The 21,454-nt window shown below is 66.8% G+C and carries 20 protein-coding genes; 11 read left to right on the forward strand and 9 right to left on the reverse strand.

Annotated elements, in window-relative coordinates; all coding sequences use genetic code 11:
- Positions 1 to 59: 59 nt before the first annotated feature.
- The 6 genes from BLM15_RS13695 to BLM15_RS13720 all read left to right on the forward strand — a co-directional run bounded on the left by BLM15_RS13695 (position 60) and on the right by BLM15_RS13720 (position 6,584).
- Positions 60 to 1,196 (forward strand): ABC transporter substrate-binding protein, encoded by a 1,137-nt coding sequence (locus tag BLM15_RS13695; RefSeq protein WP_126113275.1) that lies wholly within the window; start codon positions 60 to 62, stop codon positions 1,194 to 1,196.
- 110 nt (positions 1,197 to 1,306) lie between these two features.
- Positions 1,307 to 2,185: a branched-chain amino acid ABC transporter permease gene (locus BLM15_RS13700; protein ID WP_126113276.1), complete on the forward strand. Its 879-nt coding sequence runs from the start codon at positions 1,307 to 1,309 to the stop codon at positions 2,183 to 2,185.
- Complete coding sequence (locus BLM15_RS13705) at positions 2,182 to 3,195, forward strand: branched-chain amino acid ABC transporter permease (protein ID WP_164547513.1); 1,014 nt, start codon at positions 2,182 to 2,184, stop codon at positions 3,193 to 3,195. The genes BLM15_RS13700 and BLM15_RS13705 overlap by 4 nt, the downstream gene beginning before the upstream one ends.
- Entirely contained in the window at positions 3,192 to 3,935 is a 744-nt protein-coding gene (locus BLM15_RS13710; RefSeq protein WP_126113277.1) for an ABC transporter ATP-binding protein, read from the forward strand. Before BLM15_RS13705 ends, BLM15_RS13710 begins: the two co-directional genes overlap by 4 nt.
- 11 nt (positions 3,936 to 3,946) lie before the next feature.
- Positions 3,947 to 4,684, forward strand: a complete 738-nt coding sequence (locus tag BLM15_RS13715) for an ABC transporter ATP-binding protein (RefSeq protein ID WP_126113278.1) — start codon at positions 3,947 to 3,949, stop codon at positions 4,682 to 4,684.
- A gap of 4 nt (positions 4,685 to 4,688) precedes the next feature.
- Positions 4,689 to 6,584, forward strand: a complete 1,896-nt coding sequence (locus tag BLM15_RS13720) for a bifunctional sugar phosphate isomerase/epimerase/4-hydroxyphenylpyruvate dioxygenase family protein (protein WP_126113279.1) — start codon at positions 4,689 to 4,691, stop codon at positions 6,582 to 6,584.
- Positions 6,585 to 6,713: 129 nt separating this feature from the next.
- On the opposite strand, the gene BLM15_RS13725 is transcribed toward BLM15_RS13720, so the two are convergent.
- The gene (locus tag BLM15_RS13725; RefSeq protein WP_126113280.1) at positions 6,714 to 7,700 is read right to left on the reverse strand and encodes an MBL fold metallo-hydrolase; all 987 of its coding nucleotides are present in this window, start codon (positions 7,698 to 7,700) and stop codon (positions 6,714 to 6,716) included.
- A 207-nt stretch (positions 7,701 to 7,907) separates the two neighbouring features.
- Here BLM15_RS13725 and BLM15_RS13730 point away from each other — a divergent pair, with 207 nt between their 5' ends.
- Positions 7,908 to 8,870 (forward strand): LysR family transcriptional regulator, encoded by a 963-nt coding sequence (locus tag BLM15_RS13730; RefSeq protein ID WP_126113281.1) that lies wholly within the window; start codon positions 7,908 to 7,910, stop codon positions 8,868 to 8,870.
- Between the two features lie 73 nt (positions 8,871 to 8,943).
- Positions 8,944 to 10,068 carry a zinc-dependent alcohol dehydrogenase family protein gene (locus BLM15_RS13735; protein ID WP_126113282.1) on the forward strand — a complete coding sequence of 375 codons (1,125 nt, stop codon included), beginning with the start codon at positions 8,944 to 8,946 and terminating at the stop codon, positions 10,066 to 10,068.
- Positions 10,069 to 10,071: 3 nt separating this feature from the next.
- Here the strand turns inward: BLM15_RS13735 and BLM15_RS13740 are convergent, their stop codons facing one another.
- Positions 10,072 to 11,265, reverse strand: a complete 1,194-nt coding sequence (locus BLM15_RS13740; protein ID WP_126113283.1) for an MFS transporter — start codon at positions 11,263 to 11,265, stop codon at positions 10,072 to 10,074.
- A gap of 48 nt (positions 11,266 to 11,313) precedes the next feature.
- On the opposite strand from BLM15_RS13740, the gene BLM15_RS13745 reads away from it, so the two are divergent.
- The gene (locus BLM15_RS13745) at positions 11,314 to 11,874 is read left to right on the forward strand and encodes an Lrp/AsnC family transcriptional regulator (RefSeq protein WP_126113284.1); all 561 of its coding nucleotides are present in this window, start codon (positions 11,314 to 11,316) and stop codon (positions 11,872 to 11,874) included.
- Here BLM15_RS13745 and BLM15_RS13750 read toward each other — a convergent pair.
- The 7 genes from BLM15_RS13750 to BLM15_RS13780 all read right to left on the reverse strand — a co-directional run bounded on the left by BLM15_RS13750 (position 11,852) and on the right by BLM15_RS13780 (position 18,898).
- Positions 11,852 to 12,580 carry a class I SAM-dependent methyltransferase gene (locus BLM15_RS13750; RefSeq protein WP_126113285.1) on the reverse strand — a complete coding sequence of 243 codons (729 nt, stop codon included), beginning with the start codon at positions 12,578 to 12,580 and terminating at the stop codon, positions 11,852 to 11,854. The genes BLM15_RS13745 and BLM15_RS13750 overlap by 23 nt on opposite strands.
- A 105-nt stretch (positions 12,581 to 12,685) precedes the next feature.
- Complete coding sequence (locus tag BLM15_RS13755; protein ID WP_126113286.1) at positions 12,686 to 14,119, reverse strand: aldehyde dehydrogenase family protein; 1,434 nt, start codon at positions 14,117 to 14,119, stop codon at positions 12,686 to 12,688.
- Positions 14,120 to 14,157: 38 nt separating this feature from the next.
- Positions 14,158 to 14,853, reverse strand: a complete 696-nt coding sequence (locus BLM15_RS13760) for an ABC transporter ATP-binding protein (RefSeq protein WP_126113287.1) — start codon at positions 14,851 to 14,853, stop codon at positions 14,158 to 14,160.
- A gap of 3 nt (positions 14,854 to 14,856) precedes the next feature.
- The gene (locus BLM15_RS13765; RefSeq protein ID WP_126113288.1) at positions 14,857 to 15,606 is read right to left on the reverse strand and encodes an ABC transporter ATP-binding protein; all 750 of its coding nucleotides are present in this window, start codon (positions 15,604 to 15,606) and stop codon (positions 14,857 to 14,859) included.
- Positions 15,603 to 16,556 carry a branched-chain amino acid ABC transporter permease gene (locus BLM15_RS13770; protein WP_126113289.1) on the reverse strand — a complete coding sequence of 318 codons (954 nt, stop codon included), beginning with the start codon at positions 16,554 to 16,556 and terminating at the stop codon, positions 15,603 to 15,605. The genes BLM15_RS13765 and BLM15_RS13770 overlap by 4 nt, the downstream gene beginning before the upstream one ends.
- Positions 16,556 to 17,461 carry a branched-chain amino acid ABC transporter permease gene (locus tag BLM15_RS13775; protein ID WP_126113290.1) on the reverse strand — a complete coding sequence of 302 codons (906 nt, stop codon included), beginning with the start codon at positions 17,459 to 17,461 and terminating at the stop codon, positions 16,556 to 16,558. The genes BLM15_RS13770 and BLM15_RS13775 overlap by 1 nt, the downstream gene beginning before the upstream one ends.
- A gap of 141 nt (positions 17,462 to 17,602) precedes the next feature.
- A complete protein-coding gene (locus tag BLM15_RS13780; protein WP_126113291.1) occupies positions 17,603 to 18,898 on the reverse strand; it encodes an ABC transporter substrate-binding protein in 1,296 nt (431 codons plus the stop codon).
- A 245-nt stretch (positions 18,899 to 19,143) separates the two neighbouring features.
- On the opposite strand from BLM15_RS13780, the gene BLM15_RS13785 reads away from it, so the two are divergent.
- Both BLM15_RS13785 and BLM15_RS13790 read left to right on the forward strand, forming a co-directional pair.
- On the forward strand, positions 19,144 to 20,286 hold the full coding sequence (locus tag BLM15_RS13785) for a CaiB/BaiF CoA transferase family protein (RefSeq protein ID WP_126113292.1): 1,143 nt from the start codon (positions 19,144 to 19,146) through the stop codon (positions 20,284 to 20,286).
- A 7-nt stretch (positions 20,287 to 20,293) separates the two neighbouring features.
- The gene (locus BLM15_RS13790) at positions 20,294 to 21,451 is read left to right on the forward strand and encodes an acyl-CoA dehydrogenase family protein (protein ID WP_126113293.1); all 1,158 of its coding nucleotides are present in this window, start codon (positions 20,294 to 20,296) and stop codon (positions 21,449 to 21,451) included.
- The last annotated feature ends 3 nt before the right edge of the window (positions 21,452 to 21,454 follow it).

The raw sequence follows: 21,454 nt of genomic DNA on the forward strand, positions 1-21,454 counted from the left end.
GACGACCCGGCTCACCGGGCGGGGATCAAGAAACTTTAGGACGAGTGGAGGAAACGAAAATGAAGAAGCACTGGATCATCGCCGCCGCGCTCGGCATGGCCGTCAGCCTGCCCGCGCTGGCGCAGGACAAGGTCAAGCTGGTCGACGTCGTCGAGCTCTCGGGCGCAGGCGCGACCGCCGGCACCAACTGGAAGAACGGCATCGACCTCGCCGTCGCCGACATCAATGCCAAGGGCGGCATCCTCGGCAAGCAGATCGAGATCGTCCACTACGACACCCAGACCAATCCGGGTAACACCCGCGCCGCCGTGCAGCGCGCTATCGACGAGGGCACCTATGCCGTGCTCGGCCCGGTCTTCTCCGGCCCGATCGGCGCCTCCATGCAGATCGCCCAGCGCGCCGAGATCGCCCAGCTCGTCGGCGGCGAGGCGGCCGGCCTGACCAAGCAGGGCAACCAGTACCTGTTCCGGACCTCGCTCAGCCAGACGGCGGCGATGCCGAAGATCGCCAAATATCTGAAGGACACGATCAAGGCCGGCTCGGTCGCGGTCGTCTGGGTCAACAACGATTTCGGCAAGGGTGGCCGCGACGCGATCATCCCCGAGCTGGAAAAGGCCGGTATCAAGCTCGCCGTCGACGTCTCGACCGAGCAGGGCCAGGCCGACTTCGCCGCCGACGCGATCAAGGTCAAGAATTCGAACGCCGACGCGATCTTCGTCTATTTGAACGAGGAGGAGAGCGCCCGCTTCCTGCGCGCCGCCAAGCAGCAGGGCATCACCAAGCCGATGGTCGGCGAGACGACCCTGCTCGGCGCCAAGGTGATCGAGCTGGCCGGCGATGCAGCTAATGGTGTCAAAGGTCATGTCGGCCTCTCGATCGACGCGCCGATCCCGGCCTTCCAGGAGTTCGGCAAGAAGTTCCAGGCCAAGTACAACTATGCCTCCGACCATAACGGCCTGAAGGGCTACATGGCCGTCTACATGGTGAAGTGGGCGACCGAGAAGCAGAAGAAATTCGACAAGAAGGGCGTCGCCGACACGCTGCGCGGCGCGACCATCAAGACCTCGGAAGAGCCGGGCATCCTGATCGAGACCACCGTCGAGAAGAACGGCGACCTCGACCGCGAGAGCTTCCTCGCCGAGGTCAAGGACGGCAAGCAGGTGATCACGGCGACGCTGCCGAAGATCAACCCGTAACAGGCGCGTCATTCTCGGGCGGCGCGACGCGTCGACCCGAGAATCTCGATATCCAGAGATGGTCGGGTCAAGCCCGACCATGACGCTCAACACACCGAGCGAGCAAAGTCATGGCCGAATTCCTCGCCTATCTCATCGCCGGCATTGCCACGGGCGCGATCTATGCCCTGGCCGCGATCGGCTTCACTTTGGTCTGGCAGACCTCGCAGACGATCAACTTCGCCCAGGGCGAGTTCGTCATGCTGCCGGCGGTGCTGGTCCTGCTCGCGATCAAGCTCTTCGGCGCGCCGATCTGGCTCGGTGCCCTGATCGGCATCGCCGCCTTCATTCTGATCTTCGGCGTCGGCTTCAAGCTCGCTGTGGTCGACCCGATGATCCGGCACGGCGTTCTGCCACTCGCCATCGCCACCATGGCGCTGTCGATCATCATGAAGGAAGGCGCCAAGGACGGCTTCTCGGCCGAGGCGCAGAAATTCCCCTCCTTCGTGCCGACCGAGACGATCTCGGTGTTCGGCGCCGCGATCTCGCTGCAGCATGTCGCGATCATCGCGGTCGCCTTCGCCGTCATCGGCCTGCTGCAATGGTTCGTCGGCAGCACCCGCCTCGGCCGCCAGATGCAGGCGACGGCGCAGAATCCGACGGTGGCGCGCATCCTCGGCATCCCGGTCGAGCGCATGGTGCTGCTGACCTTCGTGATCAATGCGGCGCTCGCCGTCGTCGCCTCGGTGCTGATCTCGCCGATCTATCTGGCGAAGTTCTCGAATGGCGAGGTCATCGGCCTGTTCGCCTTCATCGCGGCGATCGTCGGCGGCTTCAACCAGGTCCGCGGCGCCCTCGTCGGCGGCCTGATCGTCGGCATCGTCGACAGCATGGCGGCGGCCTACATCTCGACCTCCTACCGGCTCGCCGTGCCGCTCGTGCTCCTGGTCGTCGTCATCCTCGTCAAGCCGGAAGGCCTGATGGGTCGCAAAGAGGAGCGCCGCGTATGACCGCGCCCGCAACCCACAGTGCCGCCCCGGCGGCACGCCGCCTGTCGCTGCCCGCCTTCATCGACGGCAGGCTGCTGACGCTGGTCGCCGCCGCGATCATCCTCTGGTTCGTCCCGTCCGGCATGGGCCGCTACGGCACCTACGTGCTCTCGCTTTGGCTGGTGATGAGCGTCGCGGTGATGGGCCTCAACCTGACGCTCGGCTATGCCGGCCTGAAGTCGCTGGCCCAGGCCGCCTTCATGGGCATCGGCGCCTATGCGACGGCGCTGCTCACCAGCAAGGTCGGGCTGAACTGGTACGCCTCCTTCGCGATCTCGGGCCTGCTCACCTTCGCGGTCGGGCTCGTGCTCGGCTTCCCGGCGCTGCGGGTCAAGGCGCACTATCTCGCCTTCGTGACGCTGGCCTTCTCGACGCTGATCTGGCTCGTCCTGCGCAATGAGCAATGGCTTACCGGCGGCGTCTTCGGCCTCTCCAACATCCCGCGGCCGAGCTTCTTCGGCCTCAAGCTCGACGGGGCGCTGGCCTTCCATCGCTTCGTCGTGGTCGTCACCTTCCTGCTCGCGGTCGTCCTCTGGTGGATGATCCGCTCGCCCTGGGGCCGGGCCTTCACGGCGCTGCGCGAGAACCCGATCCGGGCCGCGAGCCTCGGCATCGACACCCGCATGTACACGCTGCTCGCCTTCGCGATCGGCTCGGCCTATGCGGGCTTTGCCGGCGCGCTCTATGCACCGCTGGTCGAGTTCATCGACCCCTCGCCCTTCTCGCTGTCGCAGAGCTTCTTCCTGCTGCTGATGGTGGTCGCGGGCGGGGCCGGCTATCTGCTCGGCCCCTTCATCGGCGCACTGCTCGGCGTCGTGCTGCCGGAATGGCTGCGCTTTGCCGGCTCGCTCTACCTGATCATCTTCGCGGCAATCGTCATGCTCCTGCTGATCGCCTGCCCACAGGGCATGAGCGGCCTGCTCGAGCGCGGCTGGAACCGGCTTACCGGTAAGAAGGAGGGCTCCCGATGAACCAGGTCCTCGAAGTCTCGAACCTGCACAAGGCCTTCGGCGGCATCAAGGCGGTGAACGGCGTCTCCTTCTCGGTCAACGAAGGCGAGATTCTCGGCATCATCGGCCCCAATGGCTGCGGCAAGTCGACCCTGTTCAACTGCATCCTCGGCCAGCTCGAGCCGACCGAGGGCGCGGTGAAGCTCGACGGGCGCGACGTCACCAATATGCGCCCCTCCGAGCTCAACCGGCTCGGCGTCAGCCGCACCTTCCAGCTGCTGCAGGTCTTCCCCGAGCTCTCGGTGCGCGAGAACCTGATCCTCGCCGGCCAGGAGCATGAAGGCACGATGCTCTCGCGCTTCTTCGGGTCACGCGATGCCGGGCTGACGGCGAAAGCCGAGCAGATGATCGGCTTCTTCAAGCTCGGCCATCTCGCCGATGCCAAGGCCGGCGGGCTCTCCTATGGCCAGCAGAAGCTGCTGGACGCCGCCATGGCCTTCATGGCCGGCCCGCGCCTCGTCCTGCTCGACGAGCCGGCCGGCGGCGTGAATCTCACCATGCTGGGCGATCTCAAGGAGCGGCTGCGCGCCATCAACGCCGAGCAGGGCGCGACTTTCGTGGTGATCGAGCACAACATGGATTTCGTGATGTCGCTGTGCTCGCGCGTCATCGTGCTGGCCGAAGGCAAGGTGCTGGCCGAGGGTACACCGGCCGAGGTCCGCGCCAACCCCGCCGTGATCGAAGCTTATCTCGGGCATTGAGGAGCGACGCCATGACCACTCCCATCCTCGAACTCGACGGCGTGGTCGGCGGCTACGGCGCCATGACCATCCTCAACGGGACGACCTTCAAGGTGCCGCGCGCCGCGATCACCACGGTGATCGGCCCCAACGGCGCCGGCAAGTCGACCGTATTCAAGGCGATCTTCGGCCTGCTCAAGGTGCGCGAGGGCCATATCCGGCTGGAAGGCCGCGAGATCACCAACTGGAACCAGCGCAAGCTGCTCGAAGCCGGCATCTGCTATGTGCCGCAGGGCCGCAACATCTTCCCCGAGCTCTCGGTGCGCCACAATATCGAACTCGGCGCAGTCGCGGCCGGTAGCCACATCACCAACATGCCCAAGCGCATCGAAGCGGCGCTCGACCGCTTCCCGTCGCTGCGCGCCAAGGCCGATGTCCAGGCCTCGACGCTTTCGGGGGGCCAACAGAAGCAGCTCGAGATCGTGCGCGGGCTCCTGCTCGATCCCAAGCTCGTGCTGATCGACGAGCCTTCGATCGGGCTCTCGCCGATGCTGGTGCAGGAGACCTTCGACATCCTGAAGGAGTTGCGCGCCAAGGGCGTCACCATCCTGATGATCGAGCAGAACGCCCGCTCCGCTCTGGAAATCTCCGACGAAGGCCTGGTGCTGGAGCTCGGGCAGACCCGCATGCAGGGCCCGGCTGCCGACATCCTCGCCGACCCCCGCGTCGCCCAACTCTTCCTCGGTGGCGCGATGACGGAAGCGGCGTGAACTCATGAACCCGACCTCGATCGCCACCGTCTCGCTTTCCGGCGATCTCGCCGACAAGCTTCGCGCCATCGCCGCCGCCGGCTTCGACGGGGTCGAGGTCTTCGAGAACGACTTCCTGACCTTCGACGGCAACCCGCGCGATGTCGGCAAGATGATTGCCGATCTCGGCCTCGCCATTGTCGCCTTCCAGCCCTTCCGCGATTTCGAGGGCATGCCGGAGCCGCTGCGCGGGCGCACCTTCGAGCGGGCGCGGCGCAAGTTCGAATTGATGAACGAGCTCGGCGCCGGGCTGATGCTAATCTGCTCGAACGTCTCGCCACAATCGCTGGGGGGGATCGACCGCGCCGCCCATGACCTCAACGAGCTCGGCAATCTCGCTGCGAAGCATAACGTGCGCGTCGGCTTCGAGGCGCTGGCCTGGGGCCGCCACGTCAACGACTATCGCGACGCCTGGGAGATCGTGCGCCGGGCGAACCACGACCGCATCGGCCTGATCCTCGATTCCTTCCACACACTGGCGCGGCGCTCGCCGGTGGAGCCGATCGCCTCGATTCCCGGCGACCGGATCGAGCTGGTCCAGCTCGCCGACGCGCCGCAGCTCGACATGGACGTGCTGAGCTGGAGCCGGCATTTCCGCAACTTCCCCGGCCAGGGTGACCTCGCCGTCGCCGATTTCCTCCGGGCAGTCGAGGCGACCGGCTATGTGGGCCCGCTCTCGCTCGAAATCTTCAACGACCAGTTCCGCGCCGGCTCGGCCAAGCGCGTCGCGGTCGACGGCCTGCGCTCGCTGATCCAGCTCGCCGACCAGACGGCTCGGTTGAACGATCCGGCCAAGGCGGAGATGCCGGACCGGGCGCCATTGCTCGGCGTCGAGTTCATCGAATTCGCGCTCGACGAGGAGCCGGCGCAGGCACTGTCCAGCCTGTTCAGCGCGCTCGGCTTCCATAGGAGCGGCGAGCACCGCAGCAAGTCCGTGACGCGCTGGAGCCAGGGCGGCATCAACCTGATCGTCAACACCGAGAAGGACGGCTTTGCCCAGTCGCATGCGATCATGCACGGGCCCGGCGTCTGCGCGCTGGCGCTGCGCGTCGCCAATGTCGAAGCGACGATGGCGCGCGCCCGAGCGCTGAAGGACACGACCTTCGAGCAATCGGTCAGTGCGGGCGAGATGGAGATCCCGGCGATCCGCGGCGTCGGCGGCAGCCTGATCTACTTCACCGAACCGCGCGATGACGGTGCCCAGAGCTGGCATGACGACTTCATCGCCACCGGTGAAGGCGGCACCACCCCTGCCCTGCTCACCGAAGTCGATCACATCTCGCAGTCGATGGACTATGACGAGATGCTGTCCTGGCTGCTGTTCTACACATCGCTCTTCGCGCTCGACCGCATCCCGCAGCTCGCCATCGCCGATCCGGCCGGGCTGGTGCAGAGCCGGCCGCTGGTCAGTGGCGACGGCTCAGTCCGTATGATCCTCAATGGTTCGCAGGCGACACGGACCCTGTCCTCGCGCTTCGTCTCAGAGCATTTCGGCTCGGGCGTGCAGCACATCGCCTTCACCTCGCCGGATATCTTCGCGGCGGTGGCGGCGATGCGGGCGGCCGGGCTCGATGTCCTCGACATCCCCGAGAACTATTACGACGATCTCGAAGCCCGCTACGGGCTGGAGCCGGCCTTCCTCGACCGGCTGCGCGAGCACCACATCCTCTACGACCGCGACGGCGAGGCCGAGTTCCTGCAGGTCTACACCCACGTCTTCGCCCAGCGCTTCTTCTTCGAGATCGTCGAGCGGCGCGGCGGTTACGCCGGGTTCGGCGCGGTCAACGCGCCGGTCCGGCTGGCGGCGCAGGCACGCGAGGCGCGGCCCGTGACGGTGCCGCGCCCTCTGCACGAGGATTAGCTCATCCCGAGCTGATCTGACGCCGGTTGTCCGACGCCGTGGCGTCGAAAGAGTTGTGGCCATGGGTGCCCGGGGCCGCGCCCAGGCACCCATGGCCGCCGCACAGACTGAGCCTGGGGGAGGACCGGCTCAGCCGCGCAGCATCTGCATCGGCGCTGGGTAGTATCGGAAACCATCGCCGGCCTTGGCAAGGTTGCCGAAGCCCGGCCAGGCGAAGTGATAGGACATCACCGGCGTCTTCTGCTCGGCCAGCATGGTGAGCAGCTTCACCCGCGACTGCACCGACTGCTTGGGATCGTAGTCATAGGCGAATTCGACCCGCGGATTCTCGGTCAGCAGCACCGGGTGATGGGTCAAATCGCCGAGGAAGGTGAACGACTTTCCGCCCGAGGAGACGTTGAAGATGGTGTGGCCGGGGCTGTGCCCCGGCGCCGAGATCGCGGTGATGCCCGGCAGGAACTCCTGCCCGTCCTTGAAGAAGACGATGCGGTCGCGCACCGGCCTTAAGTTGGCGCGGGCATGCTCGCCGAAGGCCTTGAACGGTGTGCCGAGCCTGGCATCCTCGAGCCAGTAATCATGGTCGACCTGGCTGATATAGATCTGCGCGTTCGGGAAGTTCGGCTTGCCCTCGGCCGAGCAGATGCCGCCGGTATGGTCGATATGGGCGTGGCTGCAGACGATGGCGTCGATCGCGGCCGGGTCGATGCCGGCTTCCTGCATGCTCTTGAGCAGCCGACCGGTCGTCGGGCCAAAAGCCTTGGAGAAGCCCATGCCGGTGTCGAACATCACCAGCCGGTCGCCGAAATTGACGATCGGGATGTTCTGCTCGAGCACGACATTGTCCTTAGGCAGGAAGTTCGTCTCGAGCAGGCCGTAGACCTGTTCCTTCGGCAGGCCGAGGAAGCTGGAGCCGGGATCGCCGAGCGGCAGCGGCCCATCGGAAACGACCGTCACCTCGGCCTGGCCAAGCGCGAAACGGTAGTAATAGGGCACCTGGCTGTTCGCGAGTGGAGCCTTGGCGGAAGCGCTGCCCGGCAAGGCCGCACCGGCGGCGAGCGCTGCCGCGCCGGAGAGGAAGCTTCGGCGGCTGGTGGGTGGAATGAGCAGCTTCGACATGGCGTTCCTCCGGGACAAAAGGGAGCGGCGTCGGGCGCCGTCTTCTTCGCGCGGGAGGCCTGACGTTCCCGTCAGGCCTTGCCGGGAGGGGAAAGATGCACGCCTGCGGAGTGGACGGCCAATAAGGCTTAGCTCTAGTCTGCATAAGCGAAAGCTGCCGCCCTGCGGGACGGCGGCGAAACAGAAGAATCGGGGGATCAGGCGGCGATGGATCTGCGCCAGTTGCGCTATTTCACGGCCATCGTCGAACAGGGCTCGTTCTCCAAGGCAGCACTCAAGCTCAGGGTGGCGCAGCCGGCGCTGAGCCAGCATCTGCGCCATATGGAGGACGAGCTCGGCGTCGCCCTGCTGCACCGCGGCACCCGCGGCGTCCAGCCGACCGAGGCGGGCGAGCGCCTGCTCACGAAAGCCCGCATCATCCTCGCCGAGTTCGCCGAACTGCGCGACAGCGTGCGCGGCGAGCAGGCGGCGCCGGCCGGTGAGGTCCGCATCGGCCTGCCCGGCACGGTCAGCGAGCAGTTCAGCGTGCCGCTGATCGAGGCGACGCAGGAGCGCTATCCGGATGTGCGTATCCGCATCGCCGAGGCGATGAGCGGCTTCGTGCTCGACTGGCTGCGCAAGGGCGAGGTCGATCTTGCGGTGATCTACTCGACCTCGGACCCGAAGGGCCTCGGCATCCACCACATCCTGACCGAGGAGCTTTGCCTGTTCGGCGTGCCGGTGCTGACGGCGCTCGAAACTCCGCCCGGCAAGGCGGTGACGCTGACGCAAGCCGCCGGGCTCGACCTGATCCTGCCCGGGCCGGGCCATGGCCTGCGCGACCAGATCGACGAGGCTGCGGCCGGCATCAACGCCACCGTTCATGCCGCGGTCGAGATCGAATCCTATGCGCAGATCAAGCGCCTGGCCGAACGCGGCCTCGGTTATGGCATCCTGCCGCGCATGGCGGTCAGGGCACAGGAGAAGGCCGGGATCTTCCGGACCTGGCCGATCGAAGAGCCCTCGCTCTATCGCAAGGTCTATCTCGCCTATTCGACCGAGCGGCCGATGACGGCCGCGGCCCGCGCCATCGGCCAGCTCTCCTGGGAGATCCTGCGCGGCCTCGTCACCGAGGAGAGCTGGACCGCGACGCTTGGCGACGAGAGCGATCCGCCGGCCTTATACGGCTGATCGGGATTTCGTCTTTGACAGGCGGCGCGGCGAGCCGAACACTTGCCCGCAAATCAGCTCACGAGGATACGCCTTGAAGACCCGCGCCGCCGTCCTGCACGCCAGCCCCGTCACCGCGCCCTATGCGCAGTCGAAGCCGCTCCTGATCGAGGAGGTCGAGCTCGCGCCGCCCAGCATGGGCGAGGTGCTGGTCAGGGTCCGCGCCGCGGGTCTCTGCCATTCCGATCTTTCGGTGATCGACGGCAACCGGCCGCGCCCAGTGCCGATGGTGCTCGGCCATGAAGCCGCCGGCGAGGTCGAGGAGGTCGGCCCCGGCGTCACCGACCTCAGGAAGGGCGACCGCGTCGTCATGGTCTTCGTCCCTTCCTGCGGCCATTGCGCGCCGTGCAGCGAAGGGCGCCCTGCTTTGTGCGAGCCCGGCAATGCCGCCAATGGCGTCGGCGAGCTGATGGCGGGCGGGCGCCGGCTATCACAGAACGGCAAGCCGGTGCACCACCATGTCGGCGTCTCCGCCTTCGCCGAGCATGCGGTGATGTCGCGCCATTCGCTGGTGAAGATCGAGGCCGACATCCCGCACGAGATCGCGGCGCTGTTCGGCTGCGCTGTACTCACCGGCGTCGGTGCCGCGGTGAACACGGCGAAGGTGCGGGCTGGTGAAACAGTCGCTGTCGTCGGTCTCGGCGGCGTTGGCCTCTCCGCTTTGCTCGGGGCCGCCGCCTGTGGCGCCGCCCGTGTCATCGCGGTCGACCTGTCGGACGAGAAGCTCCGGATCGCTCGCGAGCTCGGCGCGACCGACACCTTCAACGCAGGCGCGCCCGATGTGGTCGAGGCGATCCGCGCCACGACCAAGGGCGGCGTCGACCACGGATTGGAGATGGCCGGCTCGGTGAAGGCGCTGGAGCTCGCCTATCAGGTTACGCGTCGCGGCGGCACGACGACCACCGCCGGCCTCGCCAACCCTGCCCACACCATGGCGCTGGCGCCGGTCCGCCTCGTCGGCGAGGAGCGGACGCTGAAGGGCTCCTATGTCGGCTCCTGCATCCCGGTGCGCGATATCCCGCGCTTCATCGACCTTTACCAACGCGGCCGGATGCCGGTCGACAAGCTCTGGACCAGCTCGAGCCCGCTCGAAGGCATCAATGAAGGCTTCGACGCGCTGAACGAGGGCCGGACGATCCGGCACGTCATCCAGATGTAGGGCTCAGGCTGCGGGCTGGTCGCTCACCACTGCAGCATGAGGCGCGAGCGCGGCGGCGAGCGCCGCCACCAGCATCAGCGCGACCGCCAATCCGGCAAGTGCCGGAAAGCCGGCGCTGGCATAGAGCGGCCCGAAGCCGGTCGTCCCGGCGAAGAGCGCGAGATAGGTCACGCTGCTGTTGAGGCCCATGATCGCGCCGCGGCGGGAGGGATCGAGCGCACCCAGCCGGAGGATCAGAACGTTCAGCCCGGCATGGTTGGCCATGCCCCAGAAGAACACCACGGCAAGCAGTGCGGGATAGGACGCAGCAACCAGGCTCATCACCAGGTAGACGCCGCCGACCACGGCGAAGAACACCGGCAGCAGGCGGGCCGGACCGAGGCGGTCGATCCAGCGGTCTAGGAAGGTCGTCGCCCCGAAGCCGAGGCCGTAACACAGAGCGAGCAAGCCACCGGCGCTGACCGGCAGGCCGAGCCCGCGATGCAGATGGTCGCCGACATAGGCGTAGACGCCATAGAACGAGGCCATGAAGGCAGCGCAGGCGAGCAGCAGCGGCGCGATGCCGGGAACGCGCAGGGCCGAGAGCGGCGACGGCGCGGCGCGGCCGGTCACGGTGCCGGCGGCGGTCAGCTTCGTGGTTCCGGCCATGGCGGCGAGACCAGCGACGACGACAATGGCGTAGACCATGCGCCAGCCCAGGAGGTCGGCGATCACAGCCGAGAGCGAGACGCCGGCGACCATGCTCAGCGTCCAGCCGAACAGGACGATGCCGAGCGTGTCACTCTCCCGGCCGGCAGGCGCCGCTAGCGCAGCGAGCGTATAGATCGACGGCAGTGCGAGACCCGCTGCAATCCCCGCCAGCAACTGCGCGCCGACGAAGGCCGGCAGAACCGGCGCCGCCCCGCTCGCCGCAAGCGCAGCGAGGAAAGCAAGCAGGGCATAGCGCAGCATGCGGCCCGCGCCGAAGCGGTCGATCAAGCCGGCGAGCAGCAAGGCGCTCGCTGCCGTGCCGATGCCGAAGGCGGCGGAGGCCATCATCACCGCCGGCACGCCGACGGCGAAGCTCTCCGCCACGCGCGGCGCGATCGGCCCCAGCGCTAAAGAGTTCGCCCCGACGAGCCCGATGCACAGGCAGAGCGCATAGGCTGCCGAGGGAATCCGGAGCGTTTCCGACATTGTTTGATTTTCATTCGTCATTTCGACAGAATGACCGAATGAAATTCTGGATCAATCGGAGATCAACGAATGCTTGAAAAAACAGATGGCGTTCGGCGCAGCCGCGGGTCCGAGCGTGAACTCGATGCGATGGACCGAAAGCTGTTAGGCGTTCTGGTCGAGGATGCGACGATCAGCTACGCCGATCTCGGCGAACGCGTCGGCCTGTCGCCGCCGGCGGCACATGAGCGGGTCAAGCGGCTGCGGCGCTGCGGCGCGATCAAACGGGTCGCGGCGCTGATCGAGCCGGAGGCGACCGGCAAGACATTGCTCGCCTTCGTCCATGTCGACACCACCGGCTGGGGCAAGACGACGACGCTGCTGGCGATCGAGGCCCATCCCGAAGTCGAGGAGATCCATTCGGTCGCCGGCGACACCTGCATGATGCTGAAGGTGCGCACGCAGAGCACCCATGCGCTCGAAGGCCTGCTGGCCAAGATCTACGATGTGCCCGGTGTCACGGCGACGCGCAGCTATGTCGTGCTCTCGACCTATCTGGAGCGGCCAGTCCAGCCGGGCATCACCGGCGAATGGCCGGGACGCGTCAAGGACCCGCGAACGCTGCCCGTCAGCCAAACAGCCCGGGATTGACAGATGGCTTCGGCCCGACCGGCACCTTGAGATGATGCAGCCTGATTGGCTGATGCAGGACGTAGCCACCGTCCTCATGCTCCGACAGCGCCTCGAAACGCGCCAGCAGCTTGCCGCGCGCCGCCTCTGCCCGCTCTTCCCGCGAGGGGTCGGCCGCGACGGCGCGCGCCATGAAGGCGGCCGCATCGGGAAACGTCTCGATGCGATCATATTCGATCCGCCGGCTCTCACTGACGATGCCGCGGCGCATCGCGCGGACGATCGCATCCTGTGCCGCGTGCCTCACCTCGGTCTCGTCCTCGATCAGGCGCAAGGCATCGAAGAAGGAGCCTTCCGACAAGGGCTCGATGACGACGACACTGCCGCCCCTGCCGACGACGCGTGCCGCCTCCTCCAGCGCCAGCAGCATGTCCGGCACCGGGACATGATGCAGGCTGTTAAGAAAGATCGCGGCGTGCATGCTGGCATCGCCCCAGGGCAAGAGCTGTGCGCAGCCGTGTTTCAGCGCCGCCTTGGGCACGCGTTGTTGTGCGACCTCCAGCATCGCCTCGTCCGGATCAAGGCCGACGACGCTGGCGCCACGCTCGGTCAGCGCCTGCAGCAGGTTGCCCCTGCCGCAGCCGATGTCGAGGATGCGCCGGCCCGGCAAGGGCGCGAGTAGCTTCTCCAGAATCTCGACGGTATCGCCTGCCGGCCGCATGCCCATGACAAATCATTGGTTGCGCCCGCTGCCGGGCGCAAGACCCATTCCCCTGCGATCCAAAGCTACTCCGTTCGAATAGCAACCTGGCCGCGATCTACTCGTTCCACTTCACCCGTGCTTGTGCACGATCGTCTTGGCGACGGCGAACTCCTCCAGCGCCATGAAGCCCTTCTCGCGGCCATGGCCGCTCCTGCCGGTGCCGCCGAAGGGCAGTTCGATGCCGCCGCCGGCGCCATAGCCGTTGATGAAGACCTGCCCGGCCCTGACCCGCTTGGCGACACGCTGCTGGCGCCCGCCATTGTTGGTCCAGACACCGGCGACGAGGCCGTAGGCGGTGGAATTGGCGAGCTTCACCGCATCCTCCTCATCATCGAAGGCGAAGGCGGCGAGCACCGGCCCGAACACCTCCTCCTGCTCCAGCCGGTTGCCGCGCGGCACCTGACCGAACAGGGTCGGCGTCACATAGAAGCCGCCATTGGGCACGCCCTGGGCGATCGCACCTTCGGCGAGGACCGGGATGCCCTGCTCGCGGGCCTGGTCGACGAAGCTCTGCACCCGGCCACGCTGCTTGGCGTTGATCACCGGGCCGCAGTCGAGGTCCATCTCGGGTGTGCCGGCGCGCAGCTTGGCGAACTGCCTGGCGACGGCGCCGACGAAGTCATCATAGATATTCTTCTGCACCAGCACGCGGCTGCCGGCCGAGCAGGTCTGGCCGGTGTTCTGGACGATCGCCTTGCAGACGATCGGCACGGCCGCGTCGAAATCGGCGTCGTCGAAGACGATCTGCGGCGACTTGCCGCCGAGTTCGAGCGTGCAGGTGATGAAGTTGTCGGCGCAGGCTTTCTGGATGATCTGGCCGACCTGGGGCGAGCCGGTGAAGGAGATGAAGCCGACGCCGGGATTGCGGCAGAGCGCTTCGCCCGCCTCATGGCCGCGGCCGGTGACGATGTTGATCGCGCCGTCGGGAAAGCCGACCTCGCTGGCGAGCTCGGCGAGGCGCAGCGCCGTCTGGCAGGCGTCCTCGGCCGGCTTCAGCACCACGGCATTGCCCATGGCCAGCGAAGCGGTGAGCGAGCGGCCGAACATCTGCGCCGGGTAGTTCCAGGGCAGGATATGGCCGGTGACGCCATAGGGCTCGTGCACGACGTTGACGCTGTAGCCGTTGAGAAACGGGATGATGTGGCCATGCACCTTGTCGGCGGCGCCACCATAGAACTCGAAATAGCGCACCGTCGCCTCGATATCGGCCCTGGCCTGCGCCATCGGCTTGCCGGTGTCCTGCGCCTCAATCCGCGCCAGCTCCTCGAAATGATCCTGGACCTTGAGGGCGAGCTTGGAGATCAGGCGACCGCGCTCGGCGGCGGTGAGCCTGCCCCAGGCGCCCTCATAAGCGGCGCGGGCCGCTCGCACTGCATCGTCGATATCCTCGGCAGTGCCGCAGGCGATCCGGGTGAACTCCTCGCCGGTCGCCGGTGCGAGCACCGCCATGGTCTCGCCGGTGCGGCCGGCGACATGCCGGCCGTTGATGAAGTGCTGGGTCATGATGGTCTCCGTCTACGGCGATGCCGTCTCGTCTTGTCTCAATGCAGCCCGGCCGCGGCGAGCGAGCTTTCGGCCAACTGCGTTTCGCTGACCTCGCCGCGCTCGATCGCATAAGCGCGGCCAGCGAAGTTGCGCAGCAGACTGGGGTTGGATTCGGTGATCAGCAAGGCGATGTCGGGATGGCTGTCGCGCAGGGCGCGCAGGGCAGCGGCATAGCGGTTAGCCAGGACCGGGGCGAGACCCTGGAAGGGCTCGTCGAGCAGGATGACGCGGCTGCCGACCATCAACGCCCGGGCGAGCGCCGCCATCTTGCCCTGCCCACCGGAGAGCCCCGCCGCCGGGCGCTGGCGCAGATCGGCGAGCTCGGGCAGCACGGCATAGATGCGCTCCAGCCGTCTTGCGATCTCGGCCTCGCCGAGCTTCATCACCTCGGCCGGCAGGCGGATATTCTCCTCGATGGTGAAGGTCGAGAACAGCCGGCGATCCTCCGGCGCATAGCCGATCCCAAGGCGCGGCCGCTCATGCGCCTTCACCGTATCGAGCGGCTTGCCGTCGAAGGCTATCGCGCCGCCGGTCACTGTCATGAAGCCCATGATGGCGCGCAGCAGGCTGGTCTTGCCGGCGCCGTTGCGGCCGATGAGAGCCACCGTCGCGCCTTCCTCCAGCGACAGCGTGGCCCGGCGCAGCACCTGCACGCCTTCGATCTGCGCCGAGAGCTCCCTGATTTCCAGCATGAGCTACACCCCCACCCCGATCACGGTCTCGCGCACCTGCGGATGGCTGAGAATCTCCTCCGGCGTGCCCTGATGGGCGATGCGCCCGCCGGTCCAGACCGCGACGCGATTGGCGTAGCGGGCGACCACATCCATGTCGTGCTCGACGAAGACCGCCGTGGTGGCGCGGGCATCGAGCACCCGGGTCAGCGTATCCATCACTTGGAATTTCTCGGTCGAGGACACCCCGCTGGTCGGCTCGTCCATGAAGATCAGCTTCGGTTCGAACGCCAGTGCGACGGCGATGTCGATGAGTTTGCGCATGCCTTCCGGCAGTTCGCGGACGACGCGGTTGCCGGTCTCCTTCAGCCCGACCAGGTCGAGCAGCGCCCACATCTCCTCGGCTTTGGGGTGGCGCTGCATGGCGAGGAAGGGCGACCAGGAGCCCTCGCGCGCCGAGAGCGCCAGCAGCAGGTTCTCGATCACGGTGTTGTCGAGGAAGAGCTGCGGGATCTGGAAGGAGCGGCCGATGCCGAGGCGGGTGATCGCCTGCGGCGAGAGGCGCGTCACGTCCTGCCCGTTGAAGACCACTCGCCCGGATTGCGGCTTGAGATAGCCGGTGCAGAGGTTGATGAAGGTGGTCTTGCCGGCGCCGTTCGGGCCGATGATGGCGATGCGCTCGTTCACCGCGACCTTGAGCGAGGCGCCGTTCGCCGCCTGCACGCCGCCGAAGCGCAAATGGAGGTCGTCCGCCTCGAGGATGACGTCGCTCATCGCCCGCCCTCCTCGCGCTGCGGCTTGCCGCCCTTGCCTGCGACGATGCCGTAGAGCCCGGCCGGCGCAAAGAAGATGATGACCAGCAGCATGACGCCGAGCACGGCATGCCAGGTCTCGGGCGCGTAGACCGCCGCATAGCCGCGGATGATCTGGAACATCAGCGCGCCCAGGAAAGGACCGGCGACGCCGCCGATGCCGCCCAGGATCGCGATGAAGACGAACTCGCCCGAGCGCACCCAATAGGCCAGTTCCGGCGTGACGTGGCCGGAGACCAGCGCGATGATCGCGCCCCCCAGTCCCGCCAGCAGGCCGGAGAGCAGATAGGCGCCATAGAGCACTTTTCTCGGGGATACGCCGAGATATTCGAGCCTGGTCTCGTTCGACTTGATCGCTTCCAGCGCCTTGCCGCCGGGCGAGAGCAAGTAGCGGGCGACGAAGAGCGCGGCGAGGATGCAAAGCACCAGCGTGACATAGAAGGTCGCGAGCTCGAACTGCTCGCGGCCGAATTCGATGCCGGCGAAGGTCGGCCGCGGCACGCGCTTGCCGTCGGCGCCGCCGGTGATCGAGAAGAGCTTTTCCAGCAGCGAGAAGAACACCATCGAGATCGCGAGGTTGAGCATGCCGAAGAAGATCGCGCGGTAACGCACGACGAAGAGGCCGACGATCGCCGCGAGCAGGCCCGACGCCGCCATGCCGACCGGGATCAGGATCAGAGCCTCGTGCCCGACCTTGGCCGCCGCCATGAAAGCGACCGCATAGGCGCTGAACGAGAAGAACAGACCGTGGCCGAAGGAGACCTGGCCGGCGCGCAGCAGCACCATGATGCCGAGCGCCGCCAGGCCTTCACAGAGCGCGACGGTCAGGATCACCGTCGACCAGGGCGAGAACAGCGGGAAGACCGCGAGCGCCGCGATCAGCGCGAGGCCGAAGACGAGCTGGCGCGCCATCACACCTTCCTCGTCTGCACGGTCGAGAACAGGCCCTGCGGACGGACCAGCAGCACGAGCATCATGATGAGATAGGGGATCAGCACGTCGAATTCCGGCGCGAAATAGACCGCGGCCGAGCGGCCGAGGCCGATCAGCAGCGCCGCCACCGCCGCGCCCTCGATCCGGCCGAGCCCGGCGGTCGCGGCGACCGCAAAGGAGAGGACGAGCGTGCCGGCGCCGATGCCCGGGGTCAGCGACGTCGTGGCCGAGGCGAGCGCGCCGCCGAGCGCGGCCAGGAAGGCGCCGATGATGAAGGTGATCAGGTAGACCCGCGCCGCGTCGATGCCCATCGCAGTCGCGGCTTCGCGATCCTGCGTCACCGCGACGATGGCGCGGCCGAAGCTGGTACGGCGCAGGAAGAATCGCAGGCCCAGAAGCACCGCGAGCGCGACAAGCGGCATCAGGACGAGCTGGTAGGTCGTGTAGAAGATGCCGAAGACCTCGACCGTGCCGAGCCAGTTCATCGGCGCGTTGGCGAAATAGGGCTGCACGCCGAAGACGACCTTCTGCGCGTCCTCGAGGATCATGAAGACGGCGAAGGTGACGATGAGCTGCAGCACCTCCTCCTTGCCATAGACGCGGCGCAGCAGCGCGACCTCCACGAGGCCGCCGACGAGGATGCCGACCAGCGCGGCCGCAATCAGCAAGGTCGGGAAGGCGAGCCAGGTCGGCAGCCCGGCCGTGCCGATGGCGAGCACGCCCGCCGCCGCGACATAGGCGCCGATCGCATAGAACGAGCCATGGGCGACGTTGACGATGCCGAGCACGCCAAAGATCAGCGACAGCCCGACCGCGACAAGGAAGATCAGCGAGCCATAGGCGAGGCCGTCGAGCGCGGCGAGGAGGAGCATTTCAGGAGGCATGCGTTCCGTTCTTCAGGTTTTGACCGAGGCGCGGCGCCGCCATTGCGAGGAGGCGAAGCCGACGAAGCAATCCAGGGCGGGCAGTGCGCGACGCTGGATTGCTTCGCTGCGCTCGCAATGACGCGAGCCTGAGCCGACTGCTCACTTCGCGTAGTCGAAGGTCTCGATCGACTTGTCGGTGACGAGGTCGGGCTTCACCTTGGCGAACCAGTCGAGCGATTTCTCGCCGAGCGGCGTGGTCACCAGCTTGCCGGGATAGAGCGCCATCTTGTCATAGACGGCGAAGGGATAGTCCGGCACGCGCTTGGTGGTGCCGAGCAGCTGGTCCTCCAGCCCCTGATGGTCCTGGCGGATGGTGATCGTGCCGGTCAGCGACTTGAACTCCAGCCCCTCGAAGGCGGCGATGACCTCTTCCTTGCTCGGCCATTTGCCGCCCGCGCCCGCCTTCTCATAGGCCTTCACCAGCCCGGTCAGGGCCTGCTGCATGTGGAAGGTCGGGTAGATCGGATAGACGCCGGTCTTGTCCTTGTAAGCCTTGACGAAGCCCTGCATCTCCGGCGTGTTCTTGTATTTCGGGTGCAGCCAGTAATGGTCGCCGCGCGAACCGACGATCACGCCCTCCGGCAGGACGTTGCCGAGCCGCTCCAGCGAGCTTTCCGCCAGCGGCAGCACGAAGGTTGACTGCTTCAGCAGGCCGCGCGCCGCCGCCTGCTGGACGAAGGTGTCGAGATCGCCACCCCAGGAGGTCGAGATCACCACGTCGGGCCGCAGCGCCGAAAGCCGCGTGATCTCGGTCGAGAAGTCAGGCGCGCCGAATTTCGGGAAGAGCTCGGCGACGACCTTGACGTCGGGCTTCAGCGCCTTGAGGCCGGCCTGCAGCAGGGCCCAGGATTCACGGCCCCAGGCATAGTCCTGGTTGACGACCGCGACCGATTTGAAGTCGGGCTTCACCTTCATCAGGTAGAGCAGCGTCGCCATCATCTCGGCGCCGGCATGGGCCTGGGTCCGGACCGAATACTTCCACTTGCCGTCCTCGAAGATGGTCTGCGTGCCGCAATCCCACATCACGTTGACGACCTTGAGGTCCTCTGCGACCGGCGCGAGCGCGTTGCAGGAGCCGGACGAGATCGCGCCCAGCATCACCTGCGCGCCCTGCTCCTGCACGACGCGGCGATACTCGGAAAGCAGCTGGTTGGTGCCGGCGCCCTCGTCGACATAGACCGGCTTCAGGGGCACGCCGAGCACACCACCCTTGGCGTTGATCTCCGCGATCAGGAGATCGGCGGCATTGCGGCCGGGCACGCCGAAGACCGACGCTGGACCCGAGAGGAAGGTCGCGATCCCGACGACCAGTTCCTTCGGCTTGTCCTGCGCCAGAGCCGAGCCTGCGAGCAGCGTTCCCGCCAGCGCGGCAATCGCCAGTTTCATCGTCTTCATGAGTGTCCTCCCTGAACCTCGCGCGACAGTGGGCGCTCTTGAACGGCGCCTCGTGTCCATCAAAGGGGCGCATAGCCGCCCCGGCCGGACAAGTAGGATAAAGCGATGAAGGCCAGACGCTTTTTCTATGGAGCCGCATCGGCTTAGCGAGCCGACGGCGCTATGGCGGCCATCGCAAAACGCTATTTGACTTCGAGGGCGCGACATCGGTGTCTCGCGCAAAATGAACGGCGCGTGGCGATCTGATGACGAATGCTCTCGATGGAATCCTGGTGGTGGCGCTGGAGCAGGCGGTGGCCGCTCCGATGGCGAGCTGCCGCCTCGCCGATGCCGGCGCGCGCGTCATCAAGCTCGAGCGCGAGGAAGGCGATTTCTCGCGTGGCTATGACGACTATGCGCAGGGCCTGTCGTCCTATTTCGTCTGGATCAATCGCGGCAAGGAATCCTGCCGGGTCGACCTCAAGGACAAGAAGGACCTCGCTCTGGTCGAGGCGATGCTCGCCGAGGCCGACGTCTTCATCCAGAACTTTGCCCCCGGCGCGACCGACCGTCTCGGCATCGGCAGCGAGGCTTTGCGCCAGCGACACCGCAAGCTGATCACCTGCGACATCTCCGGCTACGCACCCGGCACACCGCATTACACCCGCAAGGCCTATGACCTCCTGATCCAGGCGGAAGCGGGTCTTGCCGCCGTCACCGGCAGCCCTGACTCCGGTCCGACACGGATCGGCGTCTCGATCGCCGACATCGCCACCGGCAACGCCGCCTATGCCGCGATCCTTGAGGCGTTGATCCGGCGCGGACGCACCGGCGAAGGCTCGCGCATCCAGCTCTCACTGTTCGACACCATCGCCGACCTGATGAATGTGCCCTATCTGACCCGGCGCTATGGCGGCATCGAACCACCGCGGCTCGGCCTCGCCCATCCCTCGATCGCGCCCTATGGCGTCTTCCGGCTCGCCGATGCCGAGGTGCTGATCTCGATCCAGAGCGAGCGCGAATGGCAGATCCTGGCTCGCGACGTGCTCGGCGATGTCAGCCTCCTGGAAGACGCGCGCTTCGCCAGCAATGTGCTGCGCGTGCGCAACCGCCCTGCCCTCGATGCAGCGATCCAGGCGATCCTCGAAACCCGCCGCTATGCCGAGACAGCAGCGGGGCTCGATGCAGCCCGTATCGCGTTTGGCACGGTCTCGACGGTCGCCGATCTGATCGACCATCCAGCCGTAACGGCGTTGCCGGTTCCGACGCCGAATGGGCCTGTCGAGGTGCTGGCGCCGCCGACACTGGTGGACGGCAAGCGCGTGCCGATGCGCGCAATCCCGGGCCTCGGCGAGCATGACGAAGCGTTGCGCCGCGAGTTTACGGCGAAAGCGGCGCGATCAGCGTGAGATGAGCATGACGACACCCAACAATCACACCGACATCCGCGAGGCGGTCGCCAAGCTGTGCGCGGATTATCCGGGCGAGTACTGGCGCAAGCTCGATCGCGAGATGGCCTATCCGGCCGAGTTCGTGACGGCGCTCACCGAAAGCGGCTTCCTCTCGGCACTGATCCCGGAGGAGTATGGCGGCGCAGGCCTCACCCTCTCGGCCGCGGCGGCGATCATGGAGGAGATCCAGCGCCAGGGCTGCAATGGCGGCGCCTGCCACGCCCAGATGTATGTGATGGGCACGGTGCTGCGCCATGGCAGCGCCGAGCAGAAGCAGCGCTATCTGCCCAGGATCGCCTCGGGCGAGCTCAGGTTGCAGGCCTTCGGCGTCACCGAGCCGACCAGTGGCACCGACACCACCGCCTTGCGCACCACCGCTCGGCGCGAGGGCGACCACTACGTCGTCAACGGCCAGAAGATCTGGACCAGCCGGGCGGCGCAATCGGACCTGATGCTGCTGCTCGCCCGCACCACGCCGCGCGATCAGGTGCAAAAGCGCACCGATGGGCTCTCGGTCTTCATCCTCGACATGCGCGAGGCGCTGCAGGCCGGCCTCACCATCCGGCCGATCCGCACGATGATGAACCACGCCACCACCGAGGTCTTCTTCGACAACGTCAAGGTCCCGGCGGCCAACCTCGTCGGCGAGGAAGGCAAGGGCTTCCGCTATATCCTCTCCGGCATGAACGCCGAGCGTATCCTAATCGCGGCCGAATGCGTCGGCGACGCCAAATGGTTCATCGACAAGGCCTCGAACTACGCGAAAGAGCGCCAGGTCTTCGGCCGGCCGATCGGCCAGAACCAGGGCATCCAGTTCCCGATCGCGAGGGCCTACGCCAATATGCGCGCGGCCGAACTGATGGTGCGCGAGGCGATCAGGCTCTACGAGGCTGGCGCCAATCCCGGCGCCGAGGCCAACATGGCCAAGCTGCTCGCGGCGGATGCGTCCTTCGAGGCGGCCAATGCCTGTATCCAGACCCATGGCGGCTTCGGCTTCGCCGAGGAATACGACATCGAGCGCAAGTTCCGCGAGACGCGGCTCTACCAGGTCGCGCCGATCTCGACCAACCTGATCCTGTCCTATCTCGCCGAGCATGTGCTCGGCATGCCACGCAGCTATTGAGCC

It is taken from the genome of Bosea sp. Tri-49 (assembly GCF_003952665.1).
In the GTDB taxonomy this organism is placed as follows: Bacteria; Pseudomonadota; Alphaproteobacteria; order Rhizobiales; family Beijerinckiaceae; genus Allobosea.